Annotated in this window: 14 protein-coding genes, 1 tRNA gene and 1 rRNA gene; 7 read left to right on the top strand and 9 right to left on the bottom strand. The window is 39.9% G+C overall.

Features of this window, described 5'->3' with window-relative positions; genetic code table 11:
* Nucleotides 1-27 precede the first annotated feature (27 nt).
* Both G6R09_RS16760 and pepA read right to left on the bottom strand, forming a co-directional pair.
* Nucleotides 28-483, bottom strand: coding sequence for a DNA polymerase III subunit chi (locus G6R09_RS16760; protein ID WP_065166832.1), 456 nt, complete (start codon nucleotides 481-483; stop codon nucleotides 28-30).
* A 48-nt stretch (nucleotides 484-531) separates the two neighbouring features.
* Nucleotides 532-2040 (bottom strand): leucyl aminopeptidase, encoded by a 1509-nt coding sequence (gene pepA / locus G6R09_RS16755; RefSeq protein WP_065166831.1) that lies wholly within the window; start codon nucleotides 2038-2040, stop codon nucleotides 532-534.
* A 194-nt stretch (nucleotides 2041-2234) separates the two neighbouring features.
* Here pepA and lptF point away from each other — a divergent pair, with 194 nt between their 5' ends.
* Entirely contained in the window at nucleotides 2235-3335 is a 1101-nt protein-coding gene (gene lptF, locus G6R09_RS16750) for an LPS export ABC transporter permease LptF (protein ID WP_065166830.1), read from the top strand.
* Nucleotides 3335-4408: an LPS export ABC transporter permease LptG gene (gene lptG / locus G6R09_RS16745; RefSeq protein ID WP_065176386.1), complete on the top strand. Its 1074-nt coding sequence runs from the start codon at nucleotides 3335-3337 to the stop codon at nucleotides 4406-4408. The genes lptF and lptG overlap by 1 nt, the downstream gene beginning before the upstream one ends.
* 62 nt (nucleotides 4409-4470) lie before the next feature.
* Here lptG and G6R09_RS16740 read toward each other — a convergent pair whose 3' ends face one another.
* Nucleotides 4471-4962, bottom strand: coding sequence for an RDD family protein (locus G6R09_RS16740; RefSeq protein ID WP_065166829.1), 492 nt, complete (start codon nucleotides 4960-4962; stop codon nucleotides 4471-4473).
* A gap of 240 nt (nucleotides 4963-5202) precedes the next feature.
* Between G6R09_RS16740 and G6R09_RS16735 the strand changes: the two genes are divergently transcribed.
* A tRNA-Leu gene (locus G6R09_RS16735) sits at nucleotides 5203-5287 on the top strand.
* Nucleotides 5288-5458: 171 nt separating this feature from the next.
* On the opposite strand, the gene G6R09_RS16730 is transcribed toward G6R09_RS16735, so the two are convergent.
* Nucleotides 5459-6781, bottom strand: coding sequence for a porin (locus tag G6R09_RS16730; protein ID WP_163923627.1), 1323 nt, complete (start codon nucleotides 6779-6781; stop codon nucleotides 5459-5461).
* Between the two features lie 425 nt (nucleotides 6782-7206).
* Here G6R09_RS16730 and G6R09_RS16725 point away from each other — a divergent pair, with 425 nt between their 5' ends.
* Nucleotides 7207-8073, top strand: coding sequence for a PA4780 family RIO1-like protein kinase (locus tag G6R09_RS16725; protein ID WP_065166827.1), 867 nt, complete (start codon nucleotides 7207-7209; stop codon nucleotides 8071-8073).
* A 75-nt stretch (nucleotides 8074-8148) separates the two neighbouring features.
* On the opposite strand, the gene G6R09_RS16720 is transcribed toward G6R09_RS16725, so the two are convergent.
* Nucleotides 8149-8832 carry a 2'-5' RNA ligase family protein gene (locus tag G6R09_RS16720; RefSeq protein WP_163923625.1) on the bottom strand — a complete coding sequence of 228 codons (684 nt, stop codon included), beginning with the start codon at nucleotides 8830-8832 and terminating at the stop codon, nucleotides 8149-8151.
* Between the two features lie 514 nt (nucleotides 8833-9346).
* Between G6R09_RS16720 and G6R09_RS16715 the strand changes: the two genes are divergently transcribed.
* Nucleotides 9347-11347 carry an FAD-dependent oxidoreductase gene (locus tag G6R09_RS16715; protein ID WP_107204582.1) on the top strand — a complete coding sequence of 667 codons (2001 nt, stop codon included), beginning with the start codon at nucleotides 9347-9349 and terminating at the stop codon, nucleotides 11345-11347.
* Between the two features lie 573 nt (nucleotides 11348-11920).
* On the opposite strand, the gene cadA is transcribed toward G6R09_RS16715, so the two are convergent.
* From cadA to G6R09_RS16700, 3 genes are all read right to left on the bottom strand, one after another.
* Nucleotides 11921-14053 (bottom strand): lysine decarboxylase, encoded by a 2133-nt coding sequence (gene cadA, locus G6R09_RS16710; protein ID WP_163923623.1) that lies wholly within the window; start codon nucleotides 14051-14053, stop codon nucleotides 11921-11923.
* A gap of 88 nt (nucleotides 14054-14141) precedes the next feature.
* Entirely contained in the window at nucleotides 14142-15494 is a 1353-nt protein-coding gene (gene cadB / locus G6R09_RS16705) for a cadaverine/lysine antiporter (RefSeq protein WP_087846004.1), read from the bottom strand.
* Between the two features lie 473 nt (nucleotides 15495-15967).
* Nucleotides 15968-17434 (bottom strand): winged helix-turn-helix domain-containing protein, encoded by a 1467-nt coding sequence (locus G6R09_RS16700; RefSeq protein WP_163923621.1) that lies wholly within the window; start codon nucleotides 17432-17434, stop codon nucleotides 15968-15970.
* 294 nt (nucleotides 17435-17728) lie between these two features.
* On the opposite strand from G6R09_RS16700, the gene lysS reads away from it, so the two are divergent.
* The gene (gene lysS / locus G6R09_RS16695; RefSeq protein ID WP_163923618.1) at nucleotides 17729-19234 is read left to right on the top strand and encodes a lysine--tRNA ligase; all 1506 of its coding nucleotides are present in this window, start codon (nucleotides 17729-17731) and stop codon (nucleotides 19232-19234) included.
* 91 nt (nucleotides 19235-19325) lie between these two features.
* On the opposite strand, the gene tsgA is transcribed toward lysS, so the two are convergent.
* Nucleotides 19326-20513 (bottom strand): MFS transporter TsgA, encoded by a 1188-nt coding sequence (tsgA, locus tag G6R09_RS16690; RefSeq protein WP_163923615.1) that lies wholly within the window; start codon nucleotides 20511-20513, stop codon nucleotides 19326-19328.
* 790 nt (nucleotides 20514-21303) lie between these two features.
* On the opposite strand from tsgA, the gene G6R09_RS16685 reads away from it, so the two are divergent.
* Nucleotides 21304-22304 (top strand): 16S ribosomal RNA (locus tag G6R09_RS16685); the annotation flags it as partial.

Here is a 22304-nt window from a genome sequence, read left to right as displayed (position 1 = left end):
GCGCTCTTAGAAGGATTCTATGTGGAATTAAGGCGTCTCAGTAACAGCATTGGCAGTCGTAATTTGAATGCCAGCAAGGCGATAGGCCTTGTAACGTTCACGCGCCTGCTGTTTGAGCGTTTCATCGCAAGGGACAAAGTCTACCACTTGTGCAAAGCTAACCGCAAAATTTGCGACAATTTCGGCTAAATTAATTAATACTGCGCGGTGTCCGCTATAGCGTAAACCAGGCCAACCAATTTCAACCGGCGATCCGCCTCTTGGTCCTTCACCAATTAAATTGTGTGGGACAAAGTTGTCAGGATCTTGTTGCCATAGATACTCATCTATTTGTTCTGCTTGTTGTTTGTCTGCTGCAAGTAAGTAAACACGTAATCCTTGACGGTAACTCATAGCTGCGCAACGACAAGCAAAATGCCACTGAAAATCGCTATCAGCACCATCTTGATTATCATCTAATATATAAAACGTAGCATGAGTCATAAATTAATGTCCTAAAAGAAAAGGGCCAATGGCCCTTTTCTGAGTGTCTTATTCGACAATCTCTTGGCCTGCTCGATTGAGAAGGAATTGGACCAGCAATGGCACTGGGCGTCCAGTTGATCCTTTTGCTGCACCACCTTTCCAAGCGGTACCGGCAATATCAAGGTGAGCCCAATTATACTTCTTAGTAAAACGTGATAAGAAGCAAGCTGCAGTGATCGTACCTGCACCTGGGGTACCTAAATTCGCTATATCTGCAAATGGACTTGCAATCTGCTCTTGGTACTCATCGCTCATCGGTAGACGCCAAGCGCGATCGCCTGATTGCTCTGATGCATTAATTAACTCATGTGCTAATGGATTATGGTTACCCATTAAACCACTGATATGATGGCCAAGTGCCACCACACATGCGCCAGTTAATGTAGCAATATCAACCACACATTCAGGGTCAAAACGCTCAACGTAAGTTAATGCATCACATAATACTAAACGGCCTTCAGCATCGGTATTTAATACTTCAACTGTTTGACCTGACATGGTGGTTAAAATATCACCCGGACGGTAAGCACCGCCACCTGGCATATTTTCACAACCCGCTAGAATGCCGACAACATTGATCGGTAGGTTCAGTTTTGCCAGTGCTTTCATGGTACCAAATACAGAAGCGGCACCACACATGTCGTACTTCATTTCGTCCATTTGCGCACCAGGCTTGATAGAAATACCGCCTGAGTCAAATGTTAAGCCTTTACCAACTAATACAATTGGTTTGGTGTCTGGATCTGGGTGACCTTTATATTCAATCACCGACATCATGGCTTCATTTTTAGAACCTTGGCCAACTGCAAGGTATGATGTCATACCTAAAGACGCCATTTCTTGTTCACCAATGATTTTGGTCGTTACCGTTTCAAAATCATCAGCTAAACGACGAGCCTGTGAGGCTAAATAAGCAGGGTTTGCTACGTTAGGCGGCATATTACCAAGGTCTTTACTGGCTTTAACACCAGAAGAAATAGCAAGACCATGAGCAATGGCACGTTCGCCTAAAGACAGCTCGCGACGCGTTGGTACATTAAAAACTAATTTGCGTAGTGGACGGCGCGTCTCTGGCTTGTTACTTTTAAATTGATTAAAAGTGTAAAGGCTATCTTTGGTGGTTTCTACTGCTTGACGTACTTTCCAGTAGGTATCACGACCTTTAACGTGCAGTTCAGTAAGGAAACATACCGCTTCCATTGAACCGGTTTCATTAAGCGTGCTGATGGTTTTTTTGATGATTTGCTTATACTGGCGTTCATCAAGCTCACGCTCTTTACCACAACCAACAAGTAGTACACGTTCTGACAATACGTTTGGAACATGATGTAATAGCAACATCTGTCCTGGTTTTCCTTCAAGATCACCACGACGTAGTAATGAGCTTATATAGCCATCACTTATTTTGTCTAACTGTTCCGCGATTGGAGAGAGGCGACGTGGCTCAAATACGCCCACGACAATACACGCACTGCGCTGTTTTTCGGGGCTACCGCTTTTGACACTGAACTCCATGCGTACTCCTAACATCCTATAAAGACAATTAACGCTAAATGTTAGATAATACCACACTTGCTTGCTCTGCCGAGATTTCGGTATAGGCTTAAAGCGCGGACTTACATTCAGCTGAAAGATAAAAAAATAACTAATTTAACCAAAAACTATAGTGATTCCATCAAAAAAACAAGTTTTCTATGGGAATATAACGCGTGATTATTGTTAGGTATTTGACGAGAGAGACAGTAAAAAGCCAATTAGCCGTTCTTTTTGTGCTTTTTCTTGTTTTTATTAGCCAAAAATTCATTCGCATTTTAGCACAAGCGACGGATGGTTCGATCCCGAGTGATCTCATTGTGACGTTAATGGGGCTCTCTATTCCAGCAATGGCGTTGCTGATGTTACCACTGAGTTTATATATTGGTATTTTGCTGACCTTTGGTCGCTTGTATGCTGAAAGTGAAATTACAGTAATGAGCGCTACCGGTATGGGGAATAAATTTCTTATTCGTGCTGCCTTAGCGTTAGCCTTGATTACTGGCTCGATTGCAACCGCCAATGCATTGTGGGTTGCACCGTGGGCGCAATATAAAATTGAACAAATTACCGAACAAGCTAAAGCCGATCCGGGTTTAAATATGCTGGTTAAAGGGACGTTCCAGATGACACCCAACGGTTCTGGCGTGGTGTTCGTTAATGATATTACTGATAAAGGCTCAAAGCTGCACAATGTCTTTGTTGCCCAATTAAGAGCGCAAGATACGTTACAACCTAGCGTGATGGTGGCAAAACGTGGTTTTGTGACTGAGCAAGCCGATGGTCGCCAAATGTTGGATTTACAGCAAGGTACCCGTTATGAAGGTGTACCGACGCAGCTTAATTATGGCATCACTCAATTTGATGACTATCAAGCGTTAATTGGTCAGCGAAAAGTGAAGCAAGGCGACCGTGATTGGGAAGCAAAAACCACGGCTGAATTATTAAAAGATCCAACTAAAGCGGCGACGGCTGAGCTTCAATGGCGATTATCGTTAATTCTATGTATTCCGTTATTGGTGATGATTGTGGTGCCGTTGTCTGCGGTTAATCCGCGTCAAGGACGGTTTGCAAAACTAGCGCCTGCAGTATTGATTTATTTAGCTTATTTCTTGGCAATATCATCCGCAAAATCTGCGATTGAAGATGGTTTTATTCCGGGGTGGGTAGGAATGTGGCCGATTAATATTGGTGCGTTATTGATCGCCATTGGGTTAAATAGCTGGGATAGTTTACCGGTTCGACGCCTCAAAGATAAATTACGGAGACGCGGTTAATGTTTAAAATTCTCGACTGGTATATTGGCCGAACTATTATCGCGACATCGGCATTAACCTTGTCAACGTTAGTGGGTTTATCTGCCATCATTAAATATGTTGAGCAGTTACGTAAAGTGGGTCAAGGCAGTTATGACTTACTGAAAGCATTGTATTTTGTATTGTTATCGATGCCACAAGATATTGTGACATTCTTTCCGATGGCGGTATTACTCGGCGCATTAATCGGTTTAGGGATGTTAGCGTCAAGCTCTGAGCTGGTGGTAATGCAAGCGGCGGGCTTTTCGAAGTTAGATATTGGTTTATCAACCTTAAAAACCGCGGTGCCATTAATGATCATTGTGACCTTATTAGGCCAATGGGGGGCACCACAAGCACAAAAAGCGGCGCGTGAACTGCGAGCATTATGGATCAGTGGTGGCAGTATGCTATCGGTTCAAAGTGGTGTGTGGGCTAAAGATGATAATGACTTTATTTATCTCGGTCGTGTGCATGATAAAAATCAAATTGATGTGGTCAATATTTGGCAATTTAATAGCCAAGATAAACTGCTTGATGTGTTATCAGCCAAGACAGCCAGTTATGACGCTCAAAAGGGCTGGACAATGCACAATGTGACGGTGACTGATATGACCAATAAGGCCCAGATCAGCAATACCCATTATGAGACTAAAAAATGGCAAACCACATTAACGCCCGATAAATTAGCGGTAGTAACAGTGAAACCTGAAGAGTTATCGTTATCGGGGTTATATGATTATGTTGGTTATTTAAAGGAATCGAAGCAAGATGCTATGCGTTATGAATTGGCATTTTGGCGTAAAGCATTACAACCTGTTTCTATCGCGGTAATGATGCTATTGGCGTTATCATTTGTGTTTGGACCATTGCGCTCTGTGACCATGGGCGCGCGCGTATTATCGGGGGTTATTTTTGGCTTTGCTTTCTATATCTCCAATGAAGTCTTTGGGCCGATGAGTTTAGTGTATAACTTACCGCCGTTCATTGGGGCACTTGCGCCAAGTCTGGTGTTTTTAGCGATAACTATCTACTTGCTCAGACGTAAATTATAGCGATAAAGAGGGAGCCTGATGGCTCCTTTTTTATTGATTGTTATCTTATAAGCTAGCGGGTCTTATTTGACGTTATCGGTCACGACCATTTCACATTCAGCCATAATATCTTGCATTGAACGACGCTGGCTATTAAATGCCAGTAAGTTGCCTAAACCAAAAGCAGAGGTCGCAATACGAATTAATGCCTGAGTGATTTTAATGTGAGAACCATCTTGGTTTTGAAGCTTGAGTTTCCATGCTCGCATACCTAATGTTTGCCCGGCTTGAGTCCAGAAATAGCTATAAAAACCAATAATAATCATGGCAAGATAAGCACTATATAACATGCTCGCAGTGGGATCTGACATCAAATAGTCACTGGCATCTTGGTAGTTACCTAACGTAAGAACATCAAGATGAAGTAGTGCTGCTACGACAGCCATCGCCAGTGCACCTGCAACCATTAAAATAGCCACGATGATCAACATATCGTAGAACCAAGCGCCTAAACGACGCAATAAGCTTGGGTATTGGTGTGAAGGGGCAATATGCTTTGGCTTGATTTTCTTCATGATGGTTCCAGTATCAATGATGGATGAACAAATCCTTATGCGCGGCAGTGTAGCAGTAACTAAATGCGAATGAATGGACTAAATTGCTACAAAATATATTCATTGCTGTATTAGCGATGGTTTGATTAGCAGCAATACAATCAATCTAGTTTAAAAAACCAACGCTATAGTGTTTATATTATAAAAATACTAGCTAATTGCTTGCGCATCAACACGATATACGTATAATAGCCACCATAAGCCCGAGTGGTGAAATTGGTATACACGACGGATTCAAAATCCGTTTCCTTCGGGAGTGACGGTTCAAGTCCGTCCTCGGGCACCAAATTTCAAAAAAAAGCCTCAATCGCAAGATTGGGGCTTTTTTTGTGCCTCATTGCTATTCTAAATTTCTTAAGTTCGCTTTTCACCTTGTCATCAATCAAAGGAAAGCGGGTTTAAGTCCCCTTTTAAAAGCCCCAACGAAATCTTGAGGCTCAGATCTTATTGGCTGTGCTTAAAACACGGAATAAGGGACGATCACCTGCAGACGAACATCGGTTTCATCTCTACCTGCGGTGGCTGATTTAATTTCGTCACGGGTTAACCACGTGCTATGTAACTGCACTACACTGCCTTTTAAAGTGCCCTGTTGAAGGGTATAGCCAACAGTACCATTGACTGCTGCCTCACTGCTGTAGCCGACTTTATTGCTGTTCATTCCTGAGCCGTAACCGACACCCATATAGTAGTTCCAGCCATTACCAGCATTAAAAGACAATCGGTTATACATTGACATCTCACCAGATTGATTCCAATCAGATAACGCATCCCAAAATTGTGACCAATTACCGTTATTCATGGCGTAGGTATAAATAGTCCGTGGCACAATTTCAGTATCATTATTGCTGTTGGCATAACGTAGTTGAGATAGCCAACTCCATTGACCATGATTGATATGTAACGATAGCCCTGTCATATAACCTAAACCGTTATATTTAATCTTGTCGTTAACGCCATAAAAATCAGCCGCGAGTTGAGTATTAGGGGTTAGTTGATAATGGGTATAGAGTTTATAAGAGGTTGGATTAACGCTACGAGTAGTGTCGCTATAACGGACATCCATTGCTTGGCCAATACCGAGATTATAAGAAAAATCTCCGACAGTGTTTGCATAACCTAATGAATGTAAATAGTTCCACTGCGTATTTGCCCAACCAACATAATCATCCTCACTTAGTAACCATGGTGCGGTGTATTTATCAGCCCAGAAGTAAGTTAATTTGCCACTACCAACCTCCGCATTAACCTCTAAGCCACGGTAAGTACCAGGTACAAATGACCACACATTACCAACCGTGCCGTTGCCTGTAGATTGAATTAAACCAACTTTACCGCTAAACAGATCGTGGTATTTAAATTTAACCGCAGCCGTATAAAGTTTGAAATGAGGACCATTACCCGCGCCCCAGTCTTGGTTATGTGAAAATGAAATCTCATTGGATAAATATTGGCCATTATCATTTTGAATACTGTTGTTATAGACATCTCCAGCTAAATAGCCAGCAACATCGACCCCAATAAAATTGTTATAGTAACCGGAGTTTAAATCGACAATCGCATTGTAAGCGGAGTAATTGAGTCTGCTGTAAGAGTTAAAATTTGCATTGTCATTTCGAGATCGAACGCGAGTATCACTGATAAATTTAGTCGTGAGTGACGCGCCATTAATAAAGCTATTATTCGTTGTGGTTTGTGCCATCGCTAATGGTGATAACGTTAGCGCACTGATGATTGCTAGAGTGAGTAATGATTTTTGGGGCTGTAAGCTATTGTTCATGTGATTTCTCATTATTATTTTTATTGTTAAATCGTTACCCATTAATGAGGGCTATCTATATTGGCGCTAATAATGGAAGCAGCTGAAAATGAAAGCTATATTGAAGAGCGGAATTTTATGTTGTTGTTTTCTAAGTTGAATGTTGTAGCCATTGTGTCATCTGTTTATTGATATCACTTGTGTTTAGGCTTGCTACTATTGGACGCCACTGAATATAGAAACAATAGGGTAAGCGATTAGTTTTACCTTATTGTTTTTTAAGAAAAATATTGTAGTTGTTGTTGAGGGGGGTTAGTGCTGCAGTGTTATAGTTAATGTACTGGTTTAGAAATAACCACCCATCACTACTTGTTAAATATTTTCAGCTAGCGATAATGCGATATTATAAGCAGGTATATTTCCAGTTACGGACAAATGTAGGTGTAATGAAGATTCCTCCACGATTACAACCTTTGGTTGAAGATGGTCTTATTGATGACGTTTTATCTCAGCTGATGAGCGGTAAAGAAGCCTCTGTGTATGTTGTTCGCAGTGGTGGCAAAATTTGTTGCGCCAAGGTCTATAAAGAAATCGACCAGCGTAGTTTTAAAAAAGCAGTGACCTACCGTGAAGGGCGTAAGGTACGTAATAGTCGTCGTGCTCGTGCTATGGAAAAAGGTTCTAAATTTGGCCGTGATGAGCAAGAAAAAGTATGGCAACAAGCAGAAGTTGATGCGTTGTCATTATTGCTACAGGCGAATGTGCGTGCCCCTATCCCTTATGGTTGTTTTGATGGGGTGTTATTGATGGAGTTAATTACAGATGCCGATGGCGCTGTTGCTCCACGCTTAAATGATATCACGTTAACCAAAGCACAAGCCTTACGTGATCATGGGTTAATGATCACCTATATCAAGCGCATGCTATGCATTGGTCTTATTCATGGTGATTTATCAGAATTTAATGTGCTGGTGGATGGTCAAGGTCCGGTGATTATTGATTTACCTCAAGCTGTAGATGCTTCTGCAAATAATAATGCCAAATGGATGTTTGAGCGCGATGTCAATAACATGGCCAATTATTATGGTCGTTATGCGCCAGAGCTACTAGCAACTCAATATGGCAAAGAAATGTGGGCATTATTTCAAGCTGGTACGCTAACTCCCGAGACTGAGTTAACCGGTGTGTATATTGAAACTGAGATTGATGCTGATATTGATGGTTTAATGGCAGAAATCAATGCTGTTATGGCTGAGGCTGAATTACGTCGAGCACGTTTCATGGATGAAATGCACGAACAAGAAAGTGAGTAATCGCTATCGTTTTTTAGCCTGATATAGGAAGGTTAAAAATAAAAGCCTCAATAGTTGAGGCTTTTTTTGTGGCTGTTATTTGGTAAATGGGTAGCGGGCAATAACGGCTTTAGCCTGACCGTTGCTATTAACCGCAGCGATGCCTATTCCCAATGCATCAAACTTCAGTTGCTGAAATTTTTGGCCATAATTGGTCATAAACTGAGTTAGTTTTTGAGGATCAGATTGCGCTAATAAGGTGATATGGGGGTCAAAATTAGTAAAGACATTGGGACTACCATAGCGTTGGAATGCAGCAAGTTTTTCAGGGTAGTGACTTACCCAAGCTGGCGCTTTTTGATCCATGGTACGTAGTGGAGAGACAGTAATGGCTGCGGTATCAGCTAAACGTTGTAGCTCTCGAGTATTACTTATTTCAAGCATCAACCAGTCTCCTTTGGTGCGCTCAATATGTTCAAGTGTTAATGGAAATTGATGCCATTGGCTTGCTAGTTGTTGGGCTTGTTGCTTTAGTAACTTGAGGTTTGAGGTCGAATATTGCGATAAATAGAGCGTGATATGAGGTAAATAGCCTTGGCTGTAAAGAGAAGATAACTGTTGTTGTTTAAGTTGGCTGCTAATGGCTGATACTGTTTTATCAACATTGTGGCTTGGGATTAAAAACAGGTTGTAACTGGTTATTGAGGCGGGGGAAGGGCTTGCTAGTGCGACTTGACTGATGCTGATCAAAGCCAGTGTTAACATGCATTTTTTAAGCATTTGGGAATTCCTTAAAGTAACTAATAAAGCATTTTATTCTTTTTTGGCATGTATTTTTGTGGTGGCGCTAGCAACATTGAGCCTTAAATCGCGTTGATTAAGGATCGTTTAAATGATTTTATCAATGTGATGGTGAATATTTTTGATGGTTGGCTTTGTCTGGTTTTACAGGCGATAACGACTTATTTCATTAATGATGGATATTTTCAACGTAAACGCTAATCAAGACCCTAAGTCACTATTAGGTTGCACTGAATACCGTATTGCAGTGGTATCTATCAAACACGATATCCCTACTTTATATAATGATTTGTCATGGTTTTAATAACAATAGCTTTAAAGGCAGCATTAGTAATGACTTGAGTTGGTAAGGTAATAAAAACTAATGCAATTGTCATACAAAAAACAATTATTATGATATATGGGCATATCCAACATGCATTTAATGCACTTAATTAATAGTATTTTTACTTTTAGACTTTGAGTTACTGTTGATTAACTCAAAAGCATAATAATGAATAGATCAGAACTCTTTACACCAATGAAAATTGGTAGCGTAACTATTAAAAACCGAATTGTAATGGAACCAATGGGTCTAATGGGACTTGCTGGCCGTGAAGGCGAATTTAATCAACGCGCTGCTGATTATTTTGTTGAAAGAGCGAAAGGCGGTGTTGGTCTGATTATTACGGGTTTTACTAAGGTAGAAAATGAAATTGAGCGCATGAAAATGCCGACATTCACCTGTGTAACTCATAATCCCACTGCTTTTGAAAATTCATGTTATGAAATGATTGAGCGCGTGCATTCTTATGGCGCAAAAATCTTCTTACAAGTATCAGCGGGTCTTGGTCGCGTAGCAAAACCGACCCTGCTTGAAACTCAACCGGTTGCACCAACAGAAGTACCTAACTATTGGCAACCTGATGTGATGTGTCGTGCCTTAACCACAGAAGAAGTGGAACGCATTATTTCTCGTTTTGAGGAAGCGGCAGCGATTGCTAAAAAAGTCGGTTTTGATGGTATTGAACTGCACGCAGTGCATGAAGGCTATTTAGCCGATCAATTTACCATGTCAGTGTTTAACAAAGATCGTAGCGACCGTTTTAACGGCGATCTTGAACAACGTGCAACTTTCCCAATTGAAATTCTTAAAGCGATTCGTCGTGGTGCGGGTGAAAACTACCCAGTGACTGTACGTTACAGCATACGTTCATTCATTAAAGAATTGGGTCAAGGTGGTATTAATGTCGCAGCGAAAGAATCTGGACGCGATACAGAAGAAGGACTTGAGTTAGCTAAGATCCTTGAAAAAGCGGGTTATGATGGCTTTAATGCCGATACTGGATCTTATGATGCATGGTATTGGGCGCACCCACCACTATACGCGAAAGATGGTCTATACCTTCCATTTGTTAAACAGCTCAAAGATGTTGTTAATGTGCCTATTATTATGGGCGGTAAGATGGGTGATCCTCAACTTGCTCAAGACTCAATTAAAAATGGTTCAATTGACTTTGTTGGTTTAGCGCGTCCGTTATTGACTGATCCTGAGTGGCCAAATAAGGTCATGAAAAATCGTGAAGAGCAGATTCGTCCATGTATTGGTTGTCATGATGGCTGTCTACAACGTATTTTCAATCACAAGCCAATTTCATGTTCAGTGAACCCTGCTTGTGGTCGTGAAAAAATCTATAACATTGAAAAAGCATTAGAGCCTAAGCGTGTAATTGTTATTGGTGGTGGTATTGCAGGTCTTGAAAGTGCTCGCGTGGCAAAACTTGCTGGCCATGAAGTGAAGCTGTTTGAAAAATCAGATCAAATTGGTGGTCATATTTATGAAGCTGCCGCTCCTGATTTCAAAAAGGCAGATGAGAAACTACTTGATTGGTACCGTGTCGAGCTAGAGCGTCTTGCTGTACCAATGTATTTAAATACTGCTATTGATAAAGACTCAAAAGAGTTAGATGACGCGCAAGCAGTGATTATTGCAACAGGTTCAGTGCCAGTACGTTTACGTAATATTGAAGGTATTGATGAGCCACAGATTTGCAGCGCTGATGATATTTTATTAGCCAAAAAGCCAGTTGGCGATGACGTAGTGATTATTGGTGGCGGTTTAGTGGGCTGTGAAGTTGCACTATGGCTTAAGAATCAAGGCAAGCAAGTAACAGTGGTTGAGTACCTGTCTAAAGTGATGGACGGTGGTGCTGATACTAACTGGGCCAACAAATCAATGCTGCTTGATTTGATGGAAGAAGCGCAAGTTAACATTATGACCAGCAGTAAGTTTGTTGGTTATAAGAATGGCCATGCGCATATCGAAACAGCGAATGGCATTGAGCAGATTGTAGCTGATAACGTTTGTATTGCGGTGGGTTACTCCAGCGTTAACGATCTTCATGACGAGATTTTAAGTCGTGGTAAAGATACTTACCTCATTGGTGATGCACGTAAAGTGTCTAATATTATGAATGCGGTTTGGGATGCTTACGAAGTCGCACGTAATATTTAATTAGCGCCAATAAACTAAAGAGTAAGGCACACTCATCTGAGTGTGCCTTTTTTTGATCTGTTGTTAGTGAAGATGGCGTCGAGGTTTTAGGATCGAGATGTGAGATGTGAGATGTGAGATGCGAGGTTAGAGTGTAGTGGTTAGAGGGACTCGCTCGATACATCCTGACAATTTGAGCCGGGAGCAGATGAATATGATGCTTATTATTTTGAAAATATCGCTCCCCAATAATGAGCAGAGCCACACGCCGCCATATAAATTATAGATGTAGGGTATTGTGCTATAAATGCGACCATTTAAGCTTGAGACATGTTTTGATTAGACTTTAATTTTCCATGTTGATTAAACAATGCAACTTGAACAACGTTTTTAGCGAGATCAATACAAATAGTGCTAGGCTTATTCATGGTGTGGGCTCCTTTTTGGTTGACGCTATAACTGTAGCTGACAATGTCAGTAAGGTGGGGAGTCCATACCACTGAGGAAGAGCTGTTACACAGAATTATTTACAGGATCTAAAAAAGGCATGCTATTACTAGCATGCCCTAATATGACTTATGTCGATCGTATTGATTACTGCTTGATCACTTTCACTTTGTAAACACCATCAACGTTGTAAACACCGTGAATGTCAGTCTCAAAGCCTGGGAAGTGATTACCAATTTCGCATAGCATTTCAAGGAAATCTAATACAGGGCGAGATTGCTCGGTCACCATTTCACCAGGAAGCACAACAGGCACGCCTGGAGGATAAGGAAGGATCATATTGGCACTGATTTCATTGACCATTTCTGATAATGGAATCTCACGAACCTCACCACGTAGCTCTTGTTGCCATGCATCATGTGGTGTCATCTTCATTTCTGGTAACACATCAAATGCTTTGTACATAAGCTCGGGTAATTGGAATTTCACGGTTAAATCGTGAATACCTTGTGCAAGATCTTGTACACGCATATTAGCGTAGAATTGAGGATCTTCTTGGTATAGTGCTGGCAAGAATGACTTGATAGTCATGTTACGATCATAGCCACGTTTGAACTCAGTTAATGCGCGTAATAGCTGCATTGCTTTTGGTTTATCAATACCAATTGAGAACAAGAATAATAGGCTGTATGGACCTGTTTTTTCAACCACGATACCGTGTTGGTCAAGGAACTTAGCTACGATAGAAGCTGGAATACCTGTTGCAGATAGTTTGCCTTCTTCGTTCATTCCTGGAGTAAGTAGGGTGATCTTGATTGGATCAAGGAACATATGATCTTCATCGATATTCTTAAAACCATGCCATTTATCATTAGGGTTTAGGTCCCAACATTCCGTTGTTTCAATGTTTTCTGGTTGCCAAACATCAAAGAACCAGCCATCACATTCAGAGCGTAGTTTTTTGATTTCTTTACGGAAACGAATTGCGCGGTCGATTGAGTCTTGAATTAAACGACGACCAGCATTGCCATGCATCATCGCTGCAGAAATTTCAGCAGACGCCACAATACCGTATTGTGGTGATGTTGAAGTGTGCATCATGAATGCTTCGTTAAAAGACTCTTCTTCAAGCTCACCTTTAACATGAATCATGGAAGCTTGTGAGAATGCAGCCAGTAATTTATGGGTTGATTGTGTTTCATAGAACACTTTACCCGGCATTGCTTCACCACTCATACCACATTTACCTTCGTAAATAGGGTTAAAGTTAGTGTAAGGCACCCAAGCACTATCAAAGTGGATAAACTTAGTATCCAGTGACTCTTTGATAAATTGGGTGTTGTAGAACAAACCATCGTAAGTTGAGTTAGTGACTACCGCATAACCTGGTTTAGTAGCTCCTGGCGTATTTGCTACTTTTTCTGCAATGACTTCACGGCTAAATTCACTCTTAGGAATACCCCCTAAAATACCGTAAGCGTTACGTGTCGGACGGAAGTAAATTGGCACAACATCGGTCATCATCATCATGTGAGTTAATGATTTATGACAGTTACGGTCAACTAATACTGTGCTGCCAGCAGGGGCTGAGAACATACCAACAATTTTGTTCGCAGTTGAAGTACCGTTAGTCACAATGTAAGAACGATCTGCGTTAAATGTACGTGCAATGTATTCTTCAGCTTCTTTATGAGGACCTGAGTGATCCAACAATGAGCCAAGTTCAGGCATTGAGATTGAAATATCTGCTTTAAAGGTATTTGCGCCGTAGAAATCGTAGAAAATGCTACCTACAGGGCTTTTATTAAATGCAGTACCTGACATGTGACCTGGTGTACAGAAAGTATATTTAGCCTCATCAACGTAGTTAAATAATGCTTTGGTTAGCGGTGGTAAAATACTGTCTTTGTAATCTTCAGTTGCTTGCTCAATTTTATGCGCAATATCAGAAGCACTACCAAGGCAATATTCAAAGAAGTAAATATTTAAACGAAGATCAGCTAAATTGATATCTAAAGTAGAATGTTCATTAGCAAATGCATATAACGGTAGTTTCTCGTTAATTTGGTTAATTTGCTGGCACAAGTCTAATGAGTAAGTATCCCAGTCAAAAATCACACCACTGATACGTGGATTCATTTCAAGTAGTTTCATTAAATCTTTTTCGTCAACAGGGTATACAACTTTGTAGCCACGTGTTGCTAATGCTTGTTCTAATTCTTGAACTGGGTATTTTTTGAAGAATACACCTAAGTTATTTAAGATTGCTATAGTATTCATTATTGAATATCTCCAGGGTGAACAAAGGCGCACCACTCCAATTTGGGAGGTGTAATGTGCGCCTTGATAATATTATTAGGGAGTAAACTTAGTGAGATTGAGCCACTTTATTCGCTTGTTCTTGTTGTTCCAGTTGCAAGTGTTGACGGAAGCCAAGCTTACGAGCGTAGAACATGAAGATAGCTAGCGAAACAACGAAAGTTGCGGCTAATGCTGATGGATCTGCACCGATAAGTGCGATGAAACAGAAGATACATGCAACACCTGCAAACAACATTACAAACACATTGCGAGTTGTCATACCTTCGTAACGAATTAAGTTAACAGCTGAGTAGAAGTAAGGCAGCATAGTTAATAGCACTGCGTCAGATGTTAGGATGTCAAATAGGTTTGAAGCATGACTATCACTAGAGCTAAAGATAGTGATTGCAATCATTAGAATCGTCATCATTACAGATGCTAAAACCAAGCCTTTTTTAGCGACGCCATTTTTATCAGTTTCACCAAAAACAGCAGGGAAGTTGCCATCATTAGCTGCACGTTTGCCAGCCTCACCTACTAACATCATCCAAGAACCTAGAGATGTAAAGCACGCTAAAGCGGTAAATGCTGCAACAAATGGAGCTGTCCAAGCACCAAAGATAGCAGTTGTTGCAAGTGCAAATGGTGCACCAGAAGCTGCTACTTCAGAAGCTGGGAACATACCAGCGATAACTTGGGTTGATAGAATATAAATAACACCTGCAATAACGGTTCCAAGCAGTGTCGCTAATGGAACGGTTTTCTTTGGATTTTTAACCATACCCGATGATACCGCTGCTGATTCAACACCAACAAATGACCAAAGAGTGATTAGTACCGCGCTAACAATAGCGTGTGAATTTGAGCTATGTGATGTATTCCAGTTTTGCATGTAAGTTGTCGCATCAAAATGGCCCCAACCAACAACTGCAGTACCAACGATAGGAACAAGAATAAGTACTAAGCCTAAAGTACATAGACGACTTACCCACGAACCACCCAATAAGTTAATAATGGTGAAAATCCAAACTGAGGCAATAGTTGCGATTGCCGCTGGAATAGTGTTGTTCAAAATTGGGAAGAACACAGAAAGGTACGATACCCCAGTGATAGCGATAGCAAGATTACCGATCCAGTTAGCGTGGTAATAAAGCACACCAGTTTGGAAACCAAAAGCAGGCGAAACTTCACCAGCGTAGGCAATAGGACCACCTTCTTGGGGGTTGTTCGTTGCTAAACGAGCGTAAACAAAGGCCAAAGACAAGGCGCCAACTAAACAAATAATCCAGCTATAAATAGATATTGAACCTACTTTTGCCAATGTCGATGGCAAGAGTGCGATACCACTACCCATCATATTACCGGCTACTACACCGGTACAGGCGATTAAGCCTATCTTTTTTGATGTATCGGACGACATGTAACGATCTCCAAATAATACAATTATATTTAAAATGTTTAAGCACGTTTAACGTCAGTAATAAGAAGGCTTTTGCTTCTAGGTAATCAATGACGAGTAATTTCGATTTAATCTACAGCAGATGGAAAAGTTAATTAAATAACCTTCTACTCAACGATAATTAAATAATAAAGTTGGTTTTTTTTAATTTTATTTATTTTAGAATCCTTTTAAATCAATATCTTATTGCATTTGTGAAAAAATAAATTATTTATCAGTAAAATAATGACCGTGTGATAATCGTTATAAACTTGGGGATGTTAATTTAAGCTGTCACAGTACTAGCGTTATCAACGCTACATCAGCATAGTTATTAGTGATGATCACCAAATACAGGTCTATGCATTGCGACCTGTTAAAAAAATAAATTAGTTACTGATTGAGAAATGAAATAAATAGCGTTGTTTAATAGTAAATATGTAGATGCTATAAATTTAGTGCGGAGGTGTGATTTCAGCAGTATTTATTTCTGATATGAAAACGAGTTTTTGACAAAGTTGAAGTGTCTCTTGAGAAGGCGATAAATACATAGCCATACTATAATACTCGTTGGCTTGCTGTCTTTTATGTGTAAGTTCACTGAGCTTACCTAATAAAATGTAACGTAATGCTGTATTTTGCTGAGATTGTAATGCCGCCTGTGATAAATAATGTTCAGCAGCGGTTAAGTTACCTTGGTAAAGATCATTGAGTGCTAAAGCATCATATATTTCACTGGATACAAATTGTTGATTTGATGTAATACTTTTGACTAGCACTTTTCCATAATTCATCAATATTGGCATTGATGTTACTTTATTGTTTATGGTCAGTATGGTTGCATAAGCAAGGTATCGCTGTGCTAATAAATAACTATTTTTTGGCGACAGTTTAATAAGTTTACTGATTTTTTTAATATAATTAATGTTCGTTTGACCATCATTATTTATGACACTAGGCAATTCAAGATAGCCATACAAAATAGTAGGGTTGGTGAGAGTAATATGATTCTGGATTTGTTGGTGGTTGTAATTTAATGCCTGTATTAGTTTGTTGAGAAAACCATCTATAATTAAATATGAGTTATTGCTATCAAGATGAAGATTTTGTTGTAACATAACCGTTTTTGATATGTTATTAAATAGTTCTATGTGTAATTGGTGTTGTTGATTGACATAGAGTGACAGTGTTTTACCTGCATTAGGCTGTTCGCTGAAACTACTGATGTAATTTGTAGATTTAAATAAAGCATTGTTGATTATTTTTGCGATCGAATATAACTGATTTGTCGATGACTGCTGTGTTAATTCAATATTTATTAAGCGTGGATTTAATATTGTTGTAGGTGGTGTAATTTTCTCGTTGCTCCAACTGATAAAAACGAGTGTAATTAATAACATAGTTAGGATGCAAATATCGAAAAACCAATGGTTCCACTTAACATTATTTGAACTTGTTATTGTCGTTGATGGCGCTTCTTTTGAGGTTTCGTTAAAAGCACGCGTCATTGGTCCTGCAGGGAAAGAAGCGTGGGATGCGGTGTCATTAGTGTGTTCATGTGAAGAGTGAAATTCCTCCAACTTAAAGCCTGTATTGGGATCGACATATATTTGTTGTACGTCGATATCAAGCTTATAACCTCGCTTTGGAATAGTAACAATCCAATGATCTTCATCCATTTTTTTTAGCGTTTTACGAAGCTCAAAGATAGACTGCGTGACGACTTGTTCACTAACAACGGCACCATCCCAAACATTTTCAATTAATTCATCGCGTGTAAAAACAATGCCTTGATGCTTGGCTAAAAAGGCTAATAGCTTGGTAATTCTCGGTTCTATAATATAATTTTGTCCTGATTTATATAAACAATTTTCTGTTGTAATTAATAACCAGTTATTTATTTTATAATTTACCCAAGCCATTTGGTTTTTATTCTATTGTTAAAAAATATAATGATATTAATTTCTATATTATTTGCTTTTATATATAGATGGAATTTTTTATTTAAATGGTAACTGTAATTTCATATTTCATTTTTAAATCTAAGTAATAAATAAATTATGTGTTTCTAATGTTTTGTGATGTGTGTCACGTTTTTTATTTTGTGGTTATTTATTTTAAAGTAAGTCTAATATCGGGTTATAAATATAGTTTTTTTAAATAAATATTCGAACCCTTCTTGCTTTAATTAAACGATTCATGAATAAGGAAATATTATGTTAGAAAATGAAATTGATGAAAATAGGCTGATTGCAGAACGTCGAGCAAAACTTGATTATATAAGAAAAGACAGTAAAGCAAATGGTCACCCAAATACTTTTCGTCGATTGAAATTAGCAAATGAATTAATCACTGAATTTAAGAATAAATCTAAAGACGATTTGATTAATACCAGTTATATAACTGCTGTCGCTGGTCGTATTATGGCAAAGCGTGGGCCATTTTTGGTATTACAAGATGTTTCTGGACGTATTCAAGTTTATGCTGATAAACAGGTTCAGGCAGAGTTAAAGCAAAAATATCATGGTTTAGATATTGGCGATATTATTGGTGTTAAAGGCCAGTTACATCGTTCTGATCGTGGTGAGCTTTATGTCACTATGGATAGCTATGAGCTACAAACCAAAGCATTACGGCCTTTGCCTGAAAAATACCATGGTTTAACCGATCAAGAGCAACGCTACCGTCAGCGTTATGTCGATTTGATCATTAATGAAGAATCACGTAATACCATGATCATGCGATCTAAAGTGGTGGCAGCGATTCGTCAGTTCATGATTAAACAGCAATTTATGGAAGTTGAAACACCAATGATGCACCCGATTGCGGGCGGTGCTTCAGCGCGACCTTTTGTGACTCACCATAATGCACTAGATATTGATATGTATCTTCGTATTGCGCCTGAGCTGTACTTAAAGCGTCTTGTGGTTGGTGGCTTTGAACGGGTATTTGAAATTAACCGTAACTTCCGTAATGAAGGACTATCACCTCGGCATAACCCAGAATTTACCATGATGGAATTTTATATGGCCTATTCTGATTACAATGATCTGATTGATTTTACAGAAAGCCTATTAAGTACTATTGCTAAAGATCTTTGTGGTAATACAGCTCTACCTTATGGCGAGCATGTGATTGAGTTTAATGGACCTTATACTCGAATGACGATGCTAGCTGCAATTCAACACTACACTCAAGATAATCCACGTATTCAAGCATTAACCTATGATGATGTTAAGAATCGTGAATTGATGGCAAATATAGCGCGAGAAGTTGGTCTAACGGTTGAACCATTTTGGACTTGTGGTCAGTTGTTAGAAGAAATTTTCGGTGAAACTGCTGAGCCTAAATTAATACAGCCAACCTTTATTACTGGTTACCCCGCAGATATCTCGCCATTAGCACGTCGTAGTAATGACGATGCGTTTTTAACTGATCGATTTGAGTTTTTTGTTGGTGGTCGTGAAGTTGCGAATGGTTTCTCTGAACTGAATGATGCTCAAGATCAAGATGCGCGTTTTAAAGCGCAGATGGATGCGAAAGATGCCGGTGATGATGAAGCAATGCAATATGATGAAGATTATATTCGTGCGCTAGAATTTGGTTTACCGCCAACTGCAGGTGAAGGGATTGGTATTGACCGTTTAGTGATGCTGTTTACGAATGCACATACTATTCGTGATGTGATCCTATTCCCATCAATGCGTCCTAATAATAATTAATAATAGCTCCAGCAGCGGCAGCAGACTCGCTGCTTTTATTCAAATATAAAAAAGCCTCAATAGTGAGGCTTTTTTATTAGCGTAATGTTAGTTAGTGACCACTATGACCATGAATACGGTGTTTAGTAACAAAACCAACCAATACACACATTACAAACACAACAGCATATAAGCCGTTGGCAGTAACTAGTGCAGCGTGTGCACCGTAGTTTTTAACAATAGGACTTGTTACTACGAAAGTTAACATAGTACCGATTGTGCCGCATAACAGGATAAAGTTAACCAATTTGGGTGATGATACTTTGGTCTGTTGTGAGCCTAAGGTAATAATCGTGGTGTAAATTGCACTACTAATAAAGCCAAGTGCTGAAATGATATAGATAAGGTTGTGAGGATCCGTATCTTTATTAAATAGATACATCAGCACAGTTGCTAAACCAGATAAAACAACGACAAAATAGTGCAGGTCGAATTTTTTAAGTAAAACACTGAAAATCCACATACCAATCATATAAGCACCCCAGAAGTAACTGACTAATTGGCCTGCATCGCTAATTGATAAGCCTAGCTTTTGAGTTGCGTACTCAGGGATCCAAGAAATAAAGCCTAGTTGACCGAGGATATAACATAAAGCAGCAATGGCTAGAAATAGAACACCTAATCCCCATTTTTCTTTTGGTTCATTAATGCTCTCTTCTTGAGGTGCATCTTTACCTAATACAGGGAATGTAGAAATTAATGCTAATACGAAAATAGCAAGATAGATAACACCGATTGCGGCATATACCCAGTACCATTGCATGTGGTGTGCGAGTACTGCTGCAGAGATTACTGGGAAAATCATACCAGCCATACTGAAAAATGAATCAGTAAACAACAGGCGAGAACCTCGTTCTTTACCATCATAAATATGGGTGATTAAGTAAGTACCAATCGACATGGTAATACCACTTACCACACCAAGTACAAACATGCAGCCAGAGAAGATAGCAAGATTATGACCGAAAATAAGGCCAAGAATTGCTAATAGCATGAGAATGAAACCAAAAATGAGCTGGCGCTTAAGCGGTACAATTTCCATCAACCACACATTAAGGAAGATCGAAATTAAAATACCGGTATTAAGAAAAGTAAAAGTGTTGCTCATGCTAGATATTGGCAAATCAAAATATTTGGCAATATCTCCCATAACGATACCGGTGACGATAATCAGAGATCCAGTAAGGGCATAAGATAAGAAACTTATCCACGTCAGAAGGATGCGATTCTGGTTTGTCATAGCAAATCCTGTATAGCTTTCGATTATAATTAAAGAGGCAGAATAAGGTGCCAATTAATGAAAGGGCTGAATCCTAACATAAGGACTAGCTTTGTTTGTGACGTACTTCACCATTATATGACACAGGGGGATTTATCATACCAATAAGATATAAATAATCGAAATTTATAAGTTGGTTTTATTCTACTGGTTGTTTTTATTGTTTTTGTTTTTGTGTGAATTTAAGTTTTTTTAACAATATATGCTGTTATTTATATATTGTTACTGTCGCTTGGTCGTATTTGGACGCTTTTGCTCAATAAAATGACCTTAGCTAAGTGACGACTATAAATAGAGACAATATAGAACGATGGTGTAAAGCACGAAAAACACTAATGAGTGATTGTTTTTGAAGCATATCTTAATGGTTTGGTTAGAGTGTGTACTAATGTGCATTTTTTTTAATAAAATTGAAAATTAACACTTGCCAATGTGATCGAAGTCCCTATAATGCGACCTCACTGACACGGACAACGGCGCAAGCGGTTACCGAAATCAGTATTGTTCTTTAACAATTTGACCATGCAATCTGTGTGGGCACTCGTTGAATAGTTAAGTCGAAAGATTTATCAATGAACTGAGTGACCAATACAAATAACCTAATCTATTTATAGAGAAGATTGTTTGGCACAGTCAATTCATTATCGTTCTCTTCTCTATATGAAAAGAATAACGATAATAGCTTTAAAATTACTAAGGTAGTTTTGAAGTCAGTATTCATTGAGCCGTCTCGAAAGAGACAACAAAACTTTAATTGAAGAGTTTGATCATGGCTCAGATTGAACGCTGGCGGCAGGCCTAACACATGCAAGTCGAGCGGTAACAGATTGATAGCTTGCTATCAATGCTGACGAGCGGCGGACGGGTGAGTAATGCCTGGGAATATACCTCAGTGTGGGGGATAACTATTGGAAACGATAGCTAATACCGCATAATCTCCGATCTTTTACGAGATGGGAGCAAAGCGGGGGACCTTCGGGCCTCGCGCGCTGAGATTAGCCCAGGTGGGATTAGCTAGTTGGTGGGGTAATGGCTCACCAAGGCGACGATCCCTAGCTGGTCTGAGAGGATGATCAGCCACACTGGAACTGAGACACGGTCCAGACTCCTACGGGAGGCAGCAGTGGGGAATATTGCACAATGGGGGAAACCCTGATGCAGCCATGCCGCGTGTATGAAGAAGGCCTTCGGGTTGTAAAGTACTTTCAGTTGTGAGGAAGGCGTTAAAGTTAATAGCTTTAGCGTTTGACGTTAGCAACAGAAGAAGCACCGGCTAACTCCGTGCCAGCAGCCGCGGTAATACGGAGGGTGCGAGCGTTAATCGGAATTACTGGGCGTAAAGCGCATGCAGGCGGTCTGTTAAGCAAGATGTGAAAGCCCGGGGCTCAACCTCGGAACAGCATTTTGAACTGGCAGACTAGAGTCTTGTAGAGGGGGGTAGAATTTCAGGTGTAGCGGTGAAATGCGTAGAGATCTGAAGGAATACCGGTGGCGAAGGCGGCCCCCTGGACAAAGACTGACGCTCAGATGCGAAAGCGTGGGGAGCAAACAGGATTAGATACCCTGGTAGTCCACGCCGTAAACGATGTCTACTTGAAGGTTGTGGCCTTGAGCCGTGGCTTTCGGAGCTAACGCGTTAAGTAGACCGCCTGGGGAGTACGGTCGCAAGATTAAAACTCAAATGAATTGACGGGGGCCCGCACTAGCGGTAGAGCATGTGGTTTAATTCGATGCAACGCGAAGAACCTTACC

Origin of the sequence: Photobacterium sp. Alg240-V54 (assembly GCF_900537155.1) — a bacterium.
GTDB lineage: Bacteria > Pseudomonadota > Gammaproteobacteria > Enterobacterales > Vibrionaceae > Photobacterium.
This window is presented reverse-complemented; position numbering and strand designations above follow the sequence as displayed.